This window comes from Streptomyces sp. NPDC060027 (assembly GCF_042737005.1).
In the GTDB taxonomy this organism is placed as follows: Bacteria; Actinomycetota; Actinomycetes; order Streptomycetales; family Streptomycetaceae; genus Streptomyces.
The window spans coordinates 18,899-35,570 of the sequence record NZ_JBHWVI010000033.1 but is presented as its reverse complement, the minus strand read 5'-3'; the positions used below and the strand labels follow the sequence as shown (position 1 = coordinate 35,570).

The window sequence follows — 16,672 nt, the reverse complement described above, 5'->3', positions numbered from 1 at the left end:
ACGTGAGCGGGGTGGACCGCTCGGGGGCCGGAGGGGACGCGGGGAAGGCCGCGGGCGCGCTGCTCGTCGTCGGGGACGTGGTCACGGACGTCGTGGCCCGGCATCGCGGGCCACTGGCGGCCGGCACCGACACGGCCGCCGCCATCCGGACCGTGCCGGGCGGCGCGGGCGCCAATGTCGCGTGCTGGGCCGCCTACGAGGGCTGTGCCGACGTGCGGCTGCTCGGCCGGGTGGGCGGCGACGCCGCGGCGTGGCACGAGCGCGAACTCGCGGCGAGCGGCGTACGGCCCCTCCTGGTCACCGATCCGGAAACACCGACCGGGACGGTGATCTGCCTGGTGGACACCGGCGCGTCGGCGGAGCGCACGTTCCTCACGGACAGCGGGGCGTCTCTTCGGCTCGCACCGGACGACTGGTCGCCCGCGCTGCTCGACGGGGTCGCGCGGCTGCATCTGTCGGGCTACCTGTTCTTCTCCGGGCCGAGCCGGGCGCTGGTGTCGGTGGCACTGGAGTCGGCGCGAGCGCGAGGGGTGCCGGTGAGCCTCGACCCCGCGTCGGCGGGTTTCCTCACCGAGCTGGGCGTGGACCGCTTCCTCGAACTCGCCGAGGGCGTGGACGTCCTGCTGCCCAGCCGTGACGAGGCGGGCCTGCTGACGGGGCTGCCCGATCCGGCCGACGCGGCGGCCAAGCTGAGCCGCCATTTCCCCTTGGTCGTCGTCAAACAGGGAGGTGCCGGGGCCCTGGTGGCCCGTTCCGGAACCGTCCGGGCCCATGTCCCGGCGCTGCCCGCGACGCCGCGTGACACGACGGGCGCCGGTGACGCGTTCACCGGCGCGTTCCTCGCCGCACTGCTCGCGGGCGCCGGCTCCGAGGAGGCGGCGAGGGCGGGGTGCGCGGCGGGGGCGAAGGCGGTGGAGCGGGTCGGCGGAAGACCGCCGTCGGGAAGTCGACGGCGAGGAGGAGGAGACACGCGGGTTCGCTGAACGCCCGACCCGTATGAGGTCGCGCCCGGGAACCCCATGCCCGACTCCCGCGTCGCGTTCAGTTCTTGCGCCCCCAGGCCGAGATCATCGGTGCGGTCGCCAGATCCATGGACCCGGCCGCGACGTTCGCCAGATGCCGGTCGATCTCCTCCTGGGTGGCCAGGCCCGCCGTGACGAGCTGGTCGCGGATCTGACGGATCGTCGCGGATTCCAGGGTGGCGCAGGCGAGTGAGGTGACAGGGAAGTAGGCGTCGGCCTCCACGCCCCGCAGTCCCGCCTCCCGGAGGAGCCGCGGGAGTTTGCGGCCGTAGGCGAGGTCGGCACCGCGCTCGGCGAGCAGCTTACGGAAACCCTGGCGCAGCCGGTTCGCCAGCTGCTGCTCGGGGCCGTACTCGTCGGGGCAGAGCAGAGGCTGCAAGGCGGGATCGGCGTCCTCGACCAGGATCCGGCCGCCGGGCCGCAAGGACTTGATCATCGACCGCAAAGCCCGCTCCCGGTCCGGCACATGAACCAGGACGAGCCGGGCGTGCACGAGGTCGAAGCCCTCCCCCGGCGGTTCCTCGGCACCCACGTCGTGGACGCGGACCTCGACGGGCGAGCGGGCGACGGACGCCGCCCACGAGGTGTCGATGTCGGTCGCGACGACCTTCCCCGTCGGACCGACCTTCTTGGCGAGCCAGGACACGACGGACGTGCCGCCCGCCCCGACCTCCCAGCAGCGCCAGCCGGACCCGGCGCCGAGGCGCTCCAGGTGCCTGAACGTCGTGGGGTCGAAGAGGGTGGCGAAGGCGTCGAAACGCTGTCCCGCCTCGGTCTGCTGGTTGTCGAGGAGATACCCGTCGGCTCGCGTCATGGGGAGATCATCCCAGTTGACCCGCTTGTCCGGAATCGCCGACGCTCCCGTTGTCGGCACCCGCGTCACCCGACGAGTACCGCCGCGGCACGGCACCACGCCCCACCACGTGCCACCACATGCGGCCGAGCCGTCCGAGTGTCCCGCATCACGGAACGGAATGCTCCGTTCCCACAGCCTTTTCCGGTGTCCGATCAGGCCTGGCAGACTGGCCCGCCAGGCGCAGAGTGCGGCCCGAGGAGATCCACGCGAGGAGATCCAGATGTCCATGGCAGGGAATTTGCGGAAGGTGACGGCTCTCGGTGCGGTCGACGGCCTCCGCAAGGTGGCGCGGCTGACGCGGCGGCGCACCCGTGTCGACCTGAGCCACCCCGCCCGGTCGCCGTTGGGCTCCGCGGTGGTGAACTGCGTGGCGTACCAGAACGGTGCCAGGATCCCCGAGGGCCGCGATCTGGTCGACACCGTGGAGCGGATCCGCAAGCACGACGAGGGATTCGTCTGGCTCGGCCTGCACGAGCCGACCGACCTGGAGTTCGCGGGCATCGCCGAGCTCTTCGACCTCCATCCCCTCGCCGTCGAGGACGCCGTCGAGGCGCATCAGCGCCCGAAGCTGGAGCGGTACGGCGACACCCTGTTCGCGGTGTTCAAAACCGTCTGCTACGTGGAGCACACGGAGTTGACGGCGACCAGCGAAGTGGTGAACACCGGCGAGATCATGCTGTTCGTCGGGCCGGACTTCGTCATCACCGTGCGGCACGGACGACACGGGTCGCTGGGCCCGCTGCGCGAGGAGCTGGAGTCCGATCCGCAGCAGCTGTCCAAGGGGCCGGCCGCGGTCCTGCACGCGATCGCGGACCACGTGGTCGACGAGTACGTCAACGTCACGGACTCGGTGCAGGCCGACATCGACCAGGTCGAAGCCGATGTGTTCGCGGAGGACGGCGCACGCACGGACGCGGGCCGCATCTACCAGCTCAAGCGCGAACTCCTCGAACTGAAGCGGGCGGTGGTCCCGCTCGCCCGGCCGGTCCAGGAGCTGGCGACCCGGCCGATCCGAGTGGTCGACCCGGAGATACAGGCGTACTTCCGGGACGTCTCCGACCATCTGCTGCGGGTCACCGAGCAGATAGCCGCCTTCGACGAACTGCTCAACTCGATCCTGCAGGCTCATCTCGCGCAGGTGACGGTGGCGCAGAACGAGGACATGCGGAAGATCACGGCGTGGGCGGCGGTCATCGCCGTTCCGACCATGGTCTGCGGCGTGTACGGCATGAACTTCGACAACATGCCCGAACTGCACTGGAGGTTCGGCTACGCCATCGTCATCGGCGTCATATCCATCGCCTGTCTCGTCCTCTACCGGGGGTTCCGGCGCAACGGCTGGCTCTGACACGTCTCTCGCCCGGCACGGCCGGCCGGACGAGAGTGCGCGTCGCGTACCCCGCAGGGACCGGAGACACGAGCGGGTGACTCACTTCGCTTGCCTTCGGACTGATCGCCCGGTCGAGCCGAGTCGGGCCGGGCCGGGTCAGTCGGGCCCGGGCAGGGTCGGTCGGGTCAGGTCGGTTGGGCCGGGTCAGGTCAGTCGGGCCGGGTCAGGTCAGTCGGGCCGGGTCGGTCAGTCGGGTAAGTCGGGTCGGGAGGGTCGACGGGGTCAGCCCGTCGCGCTGCTCGCACCCCTCGCGTAGACACTCTCGACCCAGGCGGCGAGTTGTTCGTCGCTGACGTGCTGGGCGAGGTCGGCCTCGCTGATCATGCCGACCAGTCGTTTGTTCTCGATCACCGGAAGCCGGCGGATCTGGTGCCCCTTCATCTCCTGGAGCACTTCGCCGATGTCGGCGTCGGCTTCGATCCAACGCGGGGTGCCCTGGGCCATCTCGCCCGCGGTGACCCGTGCGGGGTCGTGGCCCATGGCCACGCAGCCGACGACGATGTCGCGGTCCGTGAGGATGCCGCAGAGGCGTTCGTTCTCGTCGCTGATGGGCAGGGCGCCCACGTTGAGCTCGCGCATCAGCTGGGCGGCGCGGTCCAGGGTTTCGTGGGCGGGGATCCACTGGGCACCACGATGCATGATGTCTCCGGCGGTGGTCATGTAGTACCTCCCGGTGCCGGACGGCCGGCGCGGCGCGGAGCACACCGCTAGTCCCGGCGCCCTACATTCTCGCCGCGCCCCAGGGGCTACGCACCTGGGCGACCACCGAGGGGACGGGGCCGGCCTTCGTGATCAGCCGTTCCACGCGGGGTGCCGGGGGTCGTCGGCGCGCACCAGGACGTCGGCCGCGCCGGCCGGGTCCCCCTCGCTCTCGTAGCGGGCGAAAGCGGGGAGGGTCCAGTGCTCCCCCTCGGGGGTGCGGCGGCGCAGGGCGCCCGGGGAGAGGAGTACGTGGACGCTGAGGTCGAACGGGAACCAGTGGCGCAGGAGGAGGGGGCCATGGAGCAACAGGATTCCGCCGGGCGGGAGTTGGACGTAGGGGCTGCGGGTGGCCCGGTCGGTGGCGGGGTCCCAGAGGTCGGGCAGGAGCCTGCCGTCGCCGCCGGGTTCGAGGGGACCGAAGACCTCGCGCCAGAGAGCGCCGGTGTCGAACCAGCCGTCGTAATAGGCGTCGACGTCCTGGTGGCCGTATTCGAACCGGAGCGACGCGGGACGCAGGAAGCCGTCCGCACCGACGACCAGCGAGGAACGGCCGCGTACGCGCAGCGCCTCGGAGACGCGGTGCGCGAGTTCGCCGGGGCGGGCGGCCGGGGCTCCGTCGAAGGCGATGCGTGGCCAGGGGCTGCCGTCGTCCGGTTTCAGGTCGAGCAGGCGGTCGGCGAGGAGGTCGCCGAGCCGTTCCCAGGTGATCGCTTCGAGTCGCACAGGGCCCATGATGCCGCGATCGGTAAGGGGCCCGGTGGGCGAGGCCCGCGGCGAGCGGGCGCGGCCGGCATCGCGTGGCCGGGACGCTGGTCGTGCGAAGGCGCCGTCGGACGACGTAGATGTCGGGCCGGTGCGGGGAAGGAACCGTGTATGGCACCGATGGCTGCTCCCCCGTACCGGAACGGGCTTCTCGTCGTCCAGCCGCTCAAGAAGCGGCACTGTGCCGAGTGCCGGAGCGGGCCGCTCCCTCTGCTGGTGCTGGAGGAGGGGGCACCTCGGTGTCTGGACTGCGTGGATCTCGGGCACCTGGTGTTCCTGGCGCGCGGCGACTCCGCGCTGACGCGCAGATCGCGGGAGGGCAGCACGCTGTCGGCCGTGGTCGTGCGGTTCAACCGGCGGCGGGGCCGGTACGAGCGGCAGGGCGTCCTGGTCGAGGAGGCGGCCCTCGCCCGGGCCGAGGAGCGGTGCCTGGCGGACGCGGAGGCACGTCGGCGACGCCGGGCGCGGGACGCGCGGCGGCGGGAGGCGGAGGACGTCCGCTTCACGGACGCGTTCGCGCGGGAGATACGCCGGCTGTATCCGCACTGTCCGGCCGACCGGGCGCGAGCGATCGCCGCGCATGCCTCGGTGCGCGGCAGTGGGCGGGTCGGGCGGAGCTCGGCGGGCCGCGCGCTGTCCGAGGCGGCGGTGACCGCGGCGGTCCGCGCGTCCGTGCGGCACACGGAGACCCCGTACGACCAGTTGCTGATGGGCGGCGTTCCGCGGCACGAAGCGCGCCGCCTGATCGCGGCCACGGTGGACACGAGGCTCTGGGAATGGCGCGAGGACATCACCGCGCGGGCGTGAGCGGACAGAGGACCGGGGCCGCTCGGGCGTGAGCCGACAGAGGACCGGGGCCGCTCGGGTGTGAGCCGACAGAGGCCTGGTTCCGCTCGGCCGTCGAGACGGATGGGCCGGGGCGGCTCGGACCAAATAGGGAGGGCCGGGACCGCCCGGAACGGAACGGACCGGACCGGACCGGACAGGGCAGCGCAGGGTGGGAGCGCTGAACCGCGGTGGGCGGGGGTGCGTGAATCGGGCTGGGCGGGAGTACGTGCACCGGACCGGGCACCCGGGCCGTGGAGGCGGAGATGTGCCGTCACCACGACGGGTGGTGGACGGTCGCGCATGTGTCCGCGTCGCTCGGCCATGGCGACTGCCGTCGTAGCGGATTTCACTTGTGGTGACGGTTGGGGCTGTGCAGGATCTTGGGCTTGGCGGTTACGACGCGGGAGTGGACATGATCGACGGACCGTATTTCGTGCTGACGCTGTTGGGGGCGCTCGGCTGCGGGCTGGTGGCGGGGGTGTTCTGCGGCTTCTCGACCTTCGTGATGAGGGCGCTCGCGAAGCTGCCGCCGGCGCAGGGGGTCGCCGCGATGAACGCGATCAACGTCGCCGCGGTCCGTCCCCCGTTCATGCTGGTGTTCATGGGGTCGGCGGTGCTGTGCGCGGTGCTGGCGGTGGTGACGTTCGTGCTGTTGCCGGCCGAGGGGACGGTGGAGTTGCTGCTCGGCAGCGCGCTGTATCTGTTCGGCTCGTTCGGGGTGACGATCGCGGCGAACGTCCCGCGCAATGACGCGCTGCTGAAGCTGGAGTCCGGGACACCGGAGGCCGCCGTCTACTGGCCCACCTATGTGCGCGAGTGGACGATGTGGAATCACGTGCGCACGGTCGCGTCGGCCGCCGCGGCGGTGTCGTACACGCTCGCCCTCACCTGAGCCGTCCGCCCGCTCTCGTCCGGCCCTGGCCAGAGCCCTGGTCGGAGCCTCCGCGTACGCCGTCGTCCGGGGCGGCGCCGCGTGCGGAGGCGACGTATCGTGGCGGGAAGGGAGTGCTGTCCGGATTCCGCGGCCGATCACGGCTGCCGACGGCCGTGCGGCCCCGCACCGGTACGCGTACATGAGGGAGACGGCCATGGCCGATCCCAAGGGTTTCATGACCACACCGCGCCAGGAGAATCCGCGCCGGCCCGTCCAGGAGCGGGTGCGGGACTGGAACGAGGTGTACGTTCCCGGAGCCCTGCTGCCGATCATCGAGAAACAGGCCGACCGCTGCATGGACTGCGGCGTCCCCTTCTGTCATGACGCCTGCCCCCTGGGCAACCTGATCCCCGACTGGAACGACCTCGTCTCGCGCGACGACTGGCGGGCGGCGAGCGACCGGTTGCACGCCACGAACAACTTCCCCGAGTTCACCGGGCGGTTGTGCCCCGCGCCGTGCGAGGCGGGCTGTGTGCTGGCCATCAACCAGCCCGCGGTCACCATCAAGAACGTCGAGGTCGCCATCGCCGACCGTGCCTGGGAGGACGGGTTCACACCGCCGCGTCCGCCGGACCGGCTGTCGGGGCGGACGGTCGCGATCGTCGGATCGGGGCCCACCGGGCTGGCCGCGGCACAGCAGTTGACTCGGGCCGGGCACACGGTGGCCGTGTACGAACGGGCCGACCGGATCGGCGGCCTGATGCGGTACGGGATCCCCGCGTTCAAGATGGAGAAGCGGCACCTGAACCGGCGGCTGGCCCAGATGCGCGCGGAGGGGACCAAGTTCCGTACGTCGACGGCGATCGGCGCCGACATCGGGGCGACCGAGCTCAAGGCCCGCTACGACGCCGTGATTCTCGCGCTGGGGGCCACGGCCTGGCGCGAACTGGACGTGCCCGGGCGAGAGTTGTCCGGCATTCATCAGGCGATGGAGTATCTTCCGCTGGCCGACCGGGTGTGCGAGGGAGATCTGGAGGTCTCCCCGTTGTCCGCGGCGGGCAGGCACGTGGTGATCGTCGGCGGCGGTGACACCGGAGCCGACTGCCTGGGGACGGCCGTGCGCGAGGGTGCCGCGTCCGTGACCCAGCTCGACATCTATCCGCAGCCGGAGGCCGAGCGCGACGAGGACGTCGAGCCGTGGCCGACGTATCCGAAGATCTACCGGCTCTCCGCGGCGCACGAGGAGGCCGGGACGCTGGGCACGGCACCCGCCGCGGACGCGGACGCGCGGCTGTTCGCCGCGTCCACGCTCCATTTCGACGGAGGCGCTGACGGGCGGGTGAGCTCGCTGCATCTCGTCGAGGTCGACGAGCGACGCCGCCCGGTCCCCGGTTCGGGGCGGACCCTGCCCGCCGACCTCGTGCTGCTCGCCCTCGGCTTCTCGGGCCCGGACCGGCACGACGGCCTGATCGACCAGCTGGGACTGGCACTCGAGCCGCGCGGCACGATCACCCGGGACGCGGACTTCGCCACGAACGTCCCCGGGGTGTACGCCGCCGGGGACGCGGCACGCGGCCAGTCGCTCATCGTGTGGGCGATCGCCGAGGGCCGGGCGGTCGCCGCGGCCGTGGACCGGGCCGTGAGCGGATCGGCGCGCCTGCGGCTGCCGGCCCCGATCGGACCGTACGACCGCCCCATGACCGCCTAGCGCCGAGATCAGCGCCGAGAACCGCCCGCGAGGCGCGGGCCGGACCCCGGCCGGACGGCGCCTCAGCGGCGTTCGTCCGTGCCGGCCACCTTCGCCGTCGACAGGGCGACCCTGTTCCAGGTGTTGATCGCGAAGATCAGCGCGAGGACGTGGCCCAGCTCCCGGTCGTCGAAGTGGGCTGCCGCGTCGGCGTAGACGTCGTCGGGCACACCCGCGTCGGCGACCAGGGTCACCGCCTCGGTCAGGGCGAGGGCGGCCCGCTCCTTCGGCGTGAAGAAATGACGGGCCTCGCGCCAGACCGCGACCATGTGCAGCCGGTTCTCGCTCTCGCCGGCCTTACGGGCGTCGTTGGTGTGCATGTGGAGGCAGTACGCGCAGTGGTTGAGGTGCGAGGCACGGATCTGGATCAGCTCGACGAGGGCCGGGTCGAGCCCCTCGCGGGCCGCCGCGTCGAAGCCGATGAGGGCGCGGAAGACCTTCGGGGCGGACTTCGCGAGGTCGAGCCGGGCGGCTCGGGGCACGGCCGCCCCACCGGCCCCACCAGCGCCGACCGTGCCGGCAGCACCGACCGTGCCAGCAGCACCCGCCGCGGCCGTCGCGGCCGTCGCGGTGCTCGTGTCCGTCGTGATGGCCGTGTCCGTCGCGGTGCTCGTGTCCGTCGCGGTGTTCGTGTTCGTCGTCATGACCATGAATCTACGGGCCGGATAGACCGGCTGTAGGGTGCATTTCCATGGCGGAATCATGGGTCAATTCTGCGGAGCGGATCGGCGCCGATCTGCACCTGGAGCTGTCGGGTCCCGGCGGGCGGCGGGCCGCGCTGACCCGTGCGCTGCGCGAGGCCGTTCGCGGCGGGAGGCTCGTGCCGGGCACCCGGCTGCCGCCGTACCGCTCGCTCGCCGCGGACCTCGGCGTCGCGCGCAACACGGTCGCCGACGCGTACGCCGAGCTCGTCGCCGAGGGCTGGCTGACCGCCCGGCAGGGCTCGGGCACCCGGGTCGCCGCGGGGGTGACTCCCCCGCACGGGAGGCAACGGGCGGGCGCCGCCTCGGGCGCTCCCGCGCGCGTGCCCAAGAAGGCGCCCCGCGCGCGTGGTCCCCGGCACGACCTGCGGCAGGGCACTCCGGACGCGTCGTCGTTCCCGCGCGCCGCCTGGCTGGCGTCGGCTCGCCGGGCCCTCCAGCAGGCGCCCAACGAGGCTTTCGGGCCGGGTGATCCGGCCGGGCGGGCGGAGCTGCGGGAGGCGCTCGCGGAGTACCTGGCACGGGCGCGCGGGGTGCGCACGGAGCCCGGACGGATCGTGATCTGTTCGGGCTTCGCGCATGCCCTGCGCCTGCTCTTCCCGCAGGTCCTTCGGGGGCCGCTGGCGGTCGAGTCGTACGGTCTCGGCTTCCACCGGCAGCTCCTGGCCGACGCCTCCGTACGGACCGTGCCCCTGCCGCTGGACGAAGACGGCGCGCTGGTGGGCGAGTTGGGGCGGGAGCGGGCCGTACTGCTCACGCCCGCGCACCAGTTCCCGACCGGCGGCCCGCTGCACGCCGAGCGGCGTGCGGCGGTGGTCGACTGGGCACGCGCGCGAGGCGGGGTGATCCTGGAGGACGACTACGACGGGGAGTTCCGCTACGACCGCAAACCCGTGGGCGCGTTGCAGGGGCTGGACCCGGAGCGGGTCATCCACATCGGCTCGGTCAGCAAGAGCCTGTCACCGGCACTGCGCCTCGGCTGGATGGTCCTTCCGGAGCGGTTCGTCGACCCCGTGCTGGAGACCAAGGGCGAACGGGAGGCGTGGGCGAGCGCGTTGGACCAGCTGACGCTCGCGGACTTCATCGGCTCCGGTTCGTACGACCGTCATGTGCGGCGGATGCGGCAGCGGTACCGGGGGCGGCGCGACCGGCTGGTGGCCACGCTCGCCGCGCGGGCGCCGCACGTCGAGGTCACCGGGATCGCGGCCGGGCTGCACGCGGTACTGCGACTGCCGCCGGGGACCGAGCGGTCGGCCGTCAAGGCGGCCGTCTGGCAGGGGGTCGCACTCGACGGGCTCGCCGAGTTCCGGCACCCGGGGGCGGCGATGTCCGCGCCGGACGGGCTGGTGGTCGGGTATGCGACGCCCGCGGAACATGCCTACGGGGCGGCGCTGGACGCACTGTGCGACGTACTGCCGCCCGGCTGAGCGCGCCCGACCCGGCGCCGCGCCGACGGCCGGCCGACGCCAGGAGCGTTCCCTCGGCCGTCCCGTCGCATCGCGCCGTGGAGGACCCGCACCCCGAACGCCCGCACCCCGCCGCCGCGTCCCGGTACCCGGGAGACGCGACGGCGGGGTGCGCGACTGCCTCGAAGACCTACGGTTTGCGTGCCACCGCCCCGTACCCGGGGATGACCCCGTCGTCCTGGCCCGGCACCGGCTCGCCCAGTTCCGGGTGCCACTCGTGGACCACCGAGACGCCCGGCTCGACCAGGTCGAGGCCGTCGAAGAAGCGGCTGAACTCCTCGCGGGAGCGCAGTGCCAGGGTGACGCCCGCCGCCTTGAGCTTCTCGATCGCCGCCGCCGACTCCTCGGGGGTGAAGTCGGCGGTGGCGTGGGTGACCATCAGGTAGCTGCCGGAGGGCAGTTCGGACAGCAGGCGGCCGACCAGGGCGTGCGCGCCGTCCGCGTCGGAGACGAAGTGGAGCAGCGCCACGAGGGAGAGCGCCACGGGCCGGTCGAAGTCCAGGATCTTCCTGGCCCCGTCGAGAATGGCGTCCGGGTCCCGCACGTCGGCCTGCAGATACTCGGTCACTCCCGTGTCCGAACTGCGCAGCAGGGCTGCCGCGTGGGCCAGCACGACCGGGTCGTTGTCGCAGTACACGACCCGCGCGTCGGGTGCGACGGCCTGGGCGATCCGGTGGAGGTTCGGCTCGGTCGGGATGCCGGTGCCGATGTCGAGGAACTGCCGCACACCGTTCTGGGCCAGCCAGCGTGTGGCACGGTGGATGAAGGCGCGGTTGACCCGGGCCATCACCGGCACCCTCGGGTCGAGGGCGAGCATCTGCCGGCCCATTTCCTCGTCGACGGGGTAGTTGTCCTTGCCGCCGAGATACCAGTCGTACATCCGCGCGGGATGCGGCTTGCTCGTGTCGATCTCGATGGGGGTCTACCCGGTCATGACGGTCTCCGTAAGTCCGCGCCGTAGTAAGTGATCAACTCAGAACCAAGCTCAGGAAAGTCGGGGAAAAGAGAACTCAAGTCGTTCAGGAGAGAAGGAAGTCCGCCTCTCCCGCTTTCGCGCCCTGGATGAACGCCGTCATCTCGCCGGGCGTATAGATGAGGGCGGGTCCGTCCGGGTCCGCCGACTGGCGCACGGCGATACGGCCGTCGGCGAGTTTCATCGCCTCCAGGCAGTTGCCGCCGTTTCCGCCGCTCCACGGCTTGTGCCAGCCCTCGCTGCCCAGTTCACGGGCGGGCATTCCGTTGTAGATGCGCACGTTGCCTATTCGCGAGTTGATGCGTTCCGGCTTGATGCGTTCCATTCACAGCTCCTTGCGGAGATCCTGGAGGATCTCCTTCGTGCGATGTGCCGTAGCGGCTTGAGCCGCCATGCGGTCCATGACCTCCAGGTGGGTCGCCACCTCGGAACGCGCGTCCAGGTAGACGGCGCCGGTCAGGTACTCGCTGTAGACCATGTCCGGGAGTTCCGGCATGGCAAATCGGAACAGCACGAAGGGCCCGTACGTGCCGGGGTGCGGGCCCGAGGAGAACGGGATCACCTGCAACGTCACGTTGGGCAGCTTCGTGGCCTGGAGCAGCTTGTCGATCTGCGCGCGCATCACCTCGGGGCCGCCGATGGTGCGGCGCAGCGCCGTCTCGTCCATGACGGCCCAGATCCGGGGTGCGTCGTCACGTGTCAGCAGATTCTGGCGTTGCATGCGCAGCGCCACGTGGCGCTCGATGTCCTCGGGCCTGGTCTGCCCGATGGCGCCCGCCTTCAGGACGCCGCGGGCGTAGTCCTCGGTCTGCAGCAGGCCGGGGACGAAGTGGGGTTCGTACGAGCGCAGGAGGGCGGCCGCGCCCTCCAGGCTGACGTGCATGGAGAACCAGTCGGGCAGGATGTCGTGGAACCGCTGCCACCAGCCGGGTTTGTTGGCGTCCTCGGCCAGTTGGACAAAGGCCTCGGCCTCCTCGTCGCTGACGCCGTACGACTTCAGCAGGAGCTGGAGGTACGGAATCTTGAGGGAGACCTCCGCCATCTCCATGCGGCGGACCGTGGCGGGGGCGACGCGCAGGATCCGCGCGGCCTCCTCACGCTTGAGACCCGCGCGTTCCCGCAGGTCCAGCAGTCGTCGGCCGAGGACGACCTGACCGACCGTCGGCGCGGAGCGGGGTTCGCTCACGTCCCACCTCCACTGAGTCCGGACAGCCCGGGCGGCGCCGTCCGGGTTCTTCCTCGTCTTCCTCGACGATCCCAACTGGCGCCGCTCGGCTTGCTGTTGCGAGCAGTGTGCCACGCGCCCCCACGGCGTCACACGGCACTCTGCATTTTTCAGAGTGACACTTGCCAAGTGTTCACGGCGGGGAGATAGTGGCAACCGTGATTCCGTCCGCGCCGTTAGGAACAGACGCCGCCGAAGACCGGTTCGGTCTCCGTGCCGCCACGGGGCACCACCCGGGCACGGCAGCCCGCCGCTTCCGCTTCGAGCTGGCCGCACACCCGGGCTCCGTGGCTCAGGCGAGACGCCTGACCCGGTCCCGCCTGTCCGGCTGGGCGGTGTGCGAGGACACCTGCGACACGGCGACCCTCGTGGTCTCGGAGCTGGTCACCAACGCGATCGTGCACGCCGACGGGCAACGCGTCGTCTGCGAGCTGCAGGACGCGGACGAACTGGTACGCATAGCCGTGTATGACGAGGGATGCGCTCCGGGTGAGCCGCATCCCTCCCCGCAACGGCCCGACGAGGAGCACGGGAGGGGATTGCTTCTCGTCGCGGCAGTGTCCAGGGCCTGGGGGGCCCAGGACACCGGGCCCGGCCTGCTGGTGTGGGCGGAGCTCGCGCGCTCGGCAGGCCGGGCCGATGACACCGCCGACGCGGACACCGGTCCGCGGGCGGATCTGGGCTGGAGCGCGAAGAAGCCCCCGAACGACGGTCGGGGCACGGGAGCGGAGGGGTTCTGGGGGGCGGGAACCGTGGGGGTCCCCCGGATTCCCTCCGCTCGGAGTCTGGATCGGGACGGGAATCGAGACCTGGATCGGGGGAGCCTGTGAGCCGTACGTCGGCGGCGGGGTCCGCCGCGCAGGTCCTGAGCCTGGACACGCTGGTCCGGATGAAGCGCGGACGGCCCGCGCCCGGGCCGCTGAGGCGCCTCCCTGTTCCCGAGGGCATGAAGGTGCCGCTGGGCTGTGACGCGGTGTCGGTGCCCGCCCGGTTCGGACCGCTGCTGCTGCCGAGGCTGCCGCGCGTGGGCTGCGTCTACGCGGACCCGGCGCACTGGTGGTGGATCGTGCCTTCCGACTCCGACGTCGCTCTGGAGTGGCCGTCGCCCGCCCACTATGTCGCGGGGGCTGTCGTACCGGACTCGCCCCGGATTCCCGGGCTCATCCACAAACCGGATGGCACGCTTCCGTATACCCCGCCGATACCGCTGTATCTGGCCCTGTGCCGGGTCACGGGGACGACACCCGTTTGGTCGCGCCCGATCAGCGCGTGAGCCGGTCCGGGGCCCGCTGGGGGCTCACCGGGTGCCGGGCGGCCTCCCGGCGGTTCCGCAGGGACCCGCACGGCTTCCGCCGTTGCGCGCGACCGGCTCACGTCGGACGAGCAGCTCATGGTGGACGAACGGCCCATGGTGGACGAGCGGCCATGATCAACGAGCGACTCCCGGTGGACAAGCCGCCCATGGTGGATGCGCGGCTTACGGTCGAAAGGTGTCCGCCGGTGCCCCGGGCACCCGCGCCCCGGCGCGACCGGTCCGGCACGGACCTCACTCGACGCCGTCGCCACCGCCCACGACGACCAGGAACGCGTCGGAGGCGAGATCCATGACGACCTCCGCGGCCTGGCCCTCCTGACGGCGCGCCTGTGCGAACTCCTCCGCGGGCCACGACCCGCGCGGTCCGCCGGCCGGAAAGCGCTCCAGCACCATTCGCCCGTTCACCCTGTACCTCCATGTCGCGCTGCTCTGGAGAGTAAAACGCCTGCCATGGGGTGAACGGCTCGGGTAGTGACGGTACTGAGACGAAGTCGACACTCCGTCCCGGGCCCGCTGTGAGGGACGTGACGGTCCCGCGTGACGGAAGCGACAGGCCCGTACGCGTCGGGTCAGTCCTCGTACTCGTCGTGGTACCGGACGAGTTCGCTGCCCGCGGGCGCTCCCCGTACGGATGCGCGCCCCTTGGGCTCCTCCCACTCCTCCTGGCGCCCCAGCGCGGTGAGATCCAGGAGGGAGGTCGTGGAGCCGAGCCCGTCGAGCCCGCGTTCGTACGTGGAGTACGTGTGGAAGACGCGGTCGCGGTCCCGCAGGAAGCAGCGACAGGTTCCGTGGCCTCACACCGCGACCGGCCGCGTGGGCGCCGCCCGGAGTCCCGCGTGCTCGCGGCGCTCGGCGAGTTCGCCGAGGAGTTCGCTGATCCGGTCGGTGTGCCGGGGCGTGAGCCGGCCGGTGTCGTCGAGCTGCACGGCGCACGCCGTGGTCGTGTCGACGAGCCGTTCCAGGGTCGACGCGACCTCGTCCGTTCCCTCGGAGTGCCGCGCCAGGGCGGGGAGTTCGGCGGCGGCGAGGTCGATCGCGGCACGGGCCTCGGCGAGCGCGCGATAGGCCTCCCGGCGCAGGACCCAGCGGCCCGTGCGGTCACCGGCCGTGCCGTCGCTCAGCACATGGGCGAGATAGACGTCCGCCGCCTCCGTGGCCCGGGTGAGCCTCGCCCGTACGGTCCCACCGCGCTGGCCGAGCGTCGGCAGATGCCCGACGAGGAGCACGATCACGCAGGCCAGCAGCGTCTCCGCGATCCGGTTCCAGGAGGCCTGCGGCTCGCCGCCGACCATCACGAGGGCGAGGACGAGGACGGTGACGACGGCGGTCTGCGCGGCGAAGTGCCGGGTGGCGACGGGGATGAGGGCGCCGCTGACCGCGACCAGGGCGACGAGTCCCTCCGGCCGCGGCAGCAGGACGGCGAGCCCCGCGAAGGCGACCGCGCCGAGGACGGTTCCCGCCGCCCGGCACAGCACGCGCGAGGCGAGCGGCCCGAGATCGGGCTTGACGAGGAAGACGGCGGTCGCGGGAAGCCAGTACCAGTGCGGGTGGTTGCCGTACCAGCGCGCGTGGTGCAGGGCCTGGGCCACCGCGACGCTCGCGCCGAAGCAGAGGGCGACCCGGATCCCGTACTCGCGCCCCGCGGAACCGAGAGCGGTGCGTACGAGGGAGCCGACGGTGCGCCGCCGGGCGTGCAGGGCGTTCCCGAAGCCGCGGTCGAAGGCTTCGGCGGCGCCCAGCAGGGCGTCGTGGAGGGCGCGCAGCGCGGGCACGACGGACGTGCTCCCGTGCGGGCCGGACCGGGCACCGGGGACGACGGGCGCCGGCAACGGCCCGGTGGGCGCGCCGGTCCGGACGGCGACGGCGAGCCGCCGGGGGCCTTCGGCGGCCCGCGCGGGCACGGCCTCGCCCGACCAGGCGAGCGCGGTCGCGGCCTCGGCGAGCGGCAGCGCGGCGGCGTACTGCGCGTGCAGTCGCCGCTCGGCCGCGGAACTCGCGTATCGCCGGATCCGCGGCCCGGTGAGCGCGTCCTGCGCGTGGTCGAGGGCGGCGGTCAGCGCGACGCGCCGCCGGGTCGCGTCGGGTCCGCCCGCGGCGAGCAGCAGCCGGGCGATGGCGTCGTACACGCCGCCGACGGCGTCCCGCTCCCCGTCGAACCGGTAGTCCCCGGGGTTCACCGCGGTCGTGGGCAGGGCGAGCCGCACCGCGAGCAGCCAGCCGGCCCCGCCGAGGAAGAACAGCGCGCGCTCCCATCCCGGTTCGGGCAGCGGCATCCCGGCGCCGATCGCCGAGGTGACCAGGAGCTGGGTCCCGGCCCCGGAGGCGACGGGGCCGATCGCGCTGACGGCGCCGGCGAGCAGTCCGAGCGCGGTGAGGACGAGGGTGAGCGTCACGGCGCCGGTGTGCTGTCCCGCGTACGACCCGAAGAGCAGGCCGGCGGCCCCGGCGAGGGCGGGCACCCCGAGCCGTTCGACGGCGACCCGTCGGCTCCCGGGCCGGTCGTTGATCCCCGCCAGCATGGCGCCGAGTGCGGCGACCACTCCGAGGGAGGTACGACCGCTCAGTACGGCCACGAGCAGCAGCGGCCCGGCGGCGAGGGCCCCCCGCAGGACCGCGTTCCAGGGGACGGGTCCGCGCTGCGCGCGCAGCGCGTGGGCGAGCCAGGGTGGTACGGCGAGAAGGGTGAGGCGGCGCACGGGGCTCCTGTCGGGCGAGGGCGGAGGGTGCCTTCGGGCGACGTCGGCCGGGCTCGTGTCGTTACCAGGGTAGTGCGCGGTGCGCGCGGGAAGAGAACGTGAGCGTTTCCACGAT

17 protein-coding genes and 1 pseudogene are annotated in these 16,672 nt (G+C 72.5%); 8 read left to right on the top strand and 10 right to left on the bottom strand.

The window, feature by feature from the left end:
* The first annotated feature begins 11 nt into the window (after window positions 1–11).
* On the top strand, window positions 12–983 hold the full coding sequence (locus tag ACFWBT_RS11655) for a carbohydrate kinase family protein (protein WP_385698378.1): 972 nt from the start codon (window positions 12–14) through the stop codon (window positions 981–983).
* Between the two features lie 58 nt (window positions 984–1,041).
* Here ACFWBT_RS11655 and ACFWBT_RS11650 read toward each other — a convergent pair whose 3' ends face one another.
* Window positions 1,042–1,836 (bottom strand): methyltransferase domain-containing protein, encoded by a 795-nt coding sequence (locus ACFWBT_RS11650; protein WP_385698351.1) that lies wholly within the window; start codon window positions 1,834–1,836, stop codon window positions 1,042–1,044.
* A gap of 262 nt (window positions 1,837–2,098) precedes the next feature.
* Between ACFWBT_RS11650 and corA the strand changes: the two genes are divergently transcribed.
* Window positions 2,099–3,226 carry a magnesium/cobalt transporter CorA gene (corA, locus tag ACFWBT_RS11645; RefSeq protein ID WP_385698350.1) on the top strand — a complete coding sequence of 376 codons (1,128 nt, stop codon included), beginning with the start codon at window positions 2,099–2,101 and terminating at the stop codon, window positions 3,224–3,226.
* 264 nt (window positions 3,227–3,490) lie between these two features.
* Here the strand turns inward: corA and ACFWBT_RS11640 are convergent, their stop codons facing one another.
* Complete coding sequence (locus ACFWBT_RS11640; protein ID WP_385698349.1) at window positions 3,491–3,928, bottom strand: CBS domain-containing protein; 438 nt, start codon at window positions 3,926–3,928, stop codon at window positions 3,491–3,493.
* 132 nt (window positions 3,929–4,060) lie between these two features.
* On the bottom strand, window positions 4,061–4,702 hold the full coding sequence (locus ACFWBT_RS11635) for a uridine kinase (protein WP_385698347.1): 642 nt from the start codon (window positions 4,700–4,702) through the stop codon (window positions 4,061–4,063).
* A gap of 141 nt (window positions 4,703–4,843) precedes the next feature.
* Here ACFWBT_RS11635 and ACFWBT_RS11630 point away from each other — a divergent pair, with 141 nt between their 5' ends.
* The 3 genes from ACFWBT_RS11630 (at window position 4,844) to ACFWBT_RS11620 (ending at window position 8,142) form a co-directional block, all read left to right on the top strand.
* Complete coding sequence (locus ACFWBT_RS11630) at window positions 4,844–5,539, top strand: DUF2293 domain-containing protein (protein ID WP_385698345.1); 696 nt, start codon at window positions 4,844–4,846, stop codon at window positions 5,537–5,539.
* Window positions 5,540–5,972: 433 nt separating this feature from the next.
* A complete protein-coding gene (locus tag ACFWBT_RS11625) occupies window positions 5,973–6,452 on the top strand; it encodes a DUF1772 domain-containing protein (RefSeq protein WP_385698377.1) in 480 nt (159 codons plus the stop codon).
* Window positions 6,453–6,648: 196 nt separating this feature from the next.
* The gene (locus tag ACFWBT_RS11620) at window positions 6,649–8,142 is read left to right on the top strand and encodes a glutamate synthase subunit beta (RefSeq protein WP_385698343.1); all 1,494 of its coding nucleotides are present in this window, start codon (window positions 6,649–6,651) and stop codon (window positions 8,140–8,142) included.
* A 62-nt stretch (window positions 8,143–8,204) separates the two neighbouring features.
* Here ACFWBT_RS11620 and ACFWBT_RS11615 read toward each other — a convergent pair whose 3' ends face one another.
* Window positions 8,205–8,831 (bottom strand): carboxymuconolactone decarboxylase family protein, encoded by a 627-nt coding sequence (locus tag ACFWBT_RS11615; RefSeq protein WP_385698341.1) that lies wholly within the window; start codon window positions 8,829–8,831, stop codon window positions 8,205–8,207.
* Window positions 8,832–8,872: 41 nt separating this feature from the next.
* On the opposite strand from ACFWBT_RS11615, the gene ACFWBT_RS11610 reads away from it, so the two are divergent.
* On the top strand, window positions 8,873–10,309 hold the full coding sequence (locus tag ACFWBT_RS11610; protein WP_385698340.1) for a PLP-dependent aminotransferase family protein: 1,437 nt from the start codon (window positions 8,873–8,875) through the stop codon (window positions 10,307–10,309).
* 169 nt (window positions 10,310–10,478) lie between these two features.
* Here ACFWBT_RS11610 and ACFWBT_RS11605 read toward each other — a convergent pair whose 3' ends face one another.
* The 3 genes from ACFWBT_RS11605 to ACFWBT_RS11595 form a co-directional block, all read right to left on the bottom strand.
* Window positions 10,479–11,264 carry an SAM-dependent methyltransferase gene (locus ACFWBT_RS11605; RefSeq protein ID WP_385698376.1) on the bottom strand — a complete coding sequence of 262 codons (786 nt, stop codon included), beginning with the start codon at window positions 11,262–11,264 and terminating at the stop codon, window positions 10,479–10,481.
* 103 nt (window positions 11,265–11,367) lie between these two features.
* The gene (locus ACFWBT_RS11600; RefSeq protein ID WP_266757540.1) at window positions 11,368–11,646 is read right to left on the bottom strand and encodes a DUF397 domain-containing protein; all 279 of its coding nucleotides are present in this window, start codon (window positions 11,644–11,646) and stop codon (window positions 11,368–11,370) included.
* Entirely contained in the window at window positions 11,647–12,507 is an 861-nt protein-coding gene (locus tag ACFWBT_RS11595; protein ID WP_385698338.1) for a helix-turn-helix transcriptional regulator, read from the bottom strand.
* Window positions 12,508–12,695: 188 nt separating this feature from the next.
* On the opposite strand from ACFWBT_RS11595, the gene ACFWBT_RS11590 reads away from it, so the two are divergent.
* The gene (locus ACFWBT_RS11590; RefSeq protein ID WP_385698336.1) at window positions 12,696–13,376 is read left to right on the top strand and encodes an ATP-binding protein; all 681 of its coding nucleotides are present in this window, start codon (window positions 12,696–12,698) and stop codon (window positions 13,374–13,376) included.
* 59 nt (window positions 13,377–13,435) lie between these two features.
* Window positions 13,436–13,819 carry a hypothetical protein gene (locus tag ACFWBT_RS11585; protein ID WP_266765631.1) on the top strand — a complete coding sequence of 128 codons (384 nt, stop codon included), beginning with the start codon at window positions 13,436–13,438 and terminating at the stop codon, window positions 13,817–13,819.
* Window positions 13,820–14,092: 273 nt separating this feature from the next.
* Here the strand turns inward: ACFWBT_RS11585 and ACFWBT_RS11580 are convergent, their stop codons facing one another.
* The 3 genes and pseudogenes from ACFWBT_RS11580 to ACFWBT_RS11570 all read right to left on the bottom strand — a co-directional run bounded on the left by ACFWBT_RS11580 (window position 14,093) and on the right by ACFWBT_RS11570 (window position 16,557).
* Window positions 14,093–14,266, bottom strand: a complete 174-nt coding sequence (locus ACFWBT_RS11580) for a hypothetical protein (protein ID WP_385698334.1) — start codon at window positions 14,264–14,266, stop codon at window positions 14,093–14,095.
* A 164-nt stretch (window positions 14,267–14,430) separates the two neighbouring features.
* A pseudogene (locus ACFWBT_RS11575) lies at window positions 14,431–14,637 on the bottom strand (DUF899 family protein); the annotation flags it as partial.
* 18 nt (window positions 14,638–14,655) lie between these two features.
* Entirely contained in the window at window positions 14,656–16,557 is a 1,902-nt protein-coding gene (locus ACFWBT_RS11570) for an FUSC family protein (RefSeq protein WP_385698333.1), read from the bottom strand.
* Window positions 16,558–16,672 lie beyond the last annotated feature (115 nt).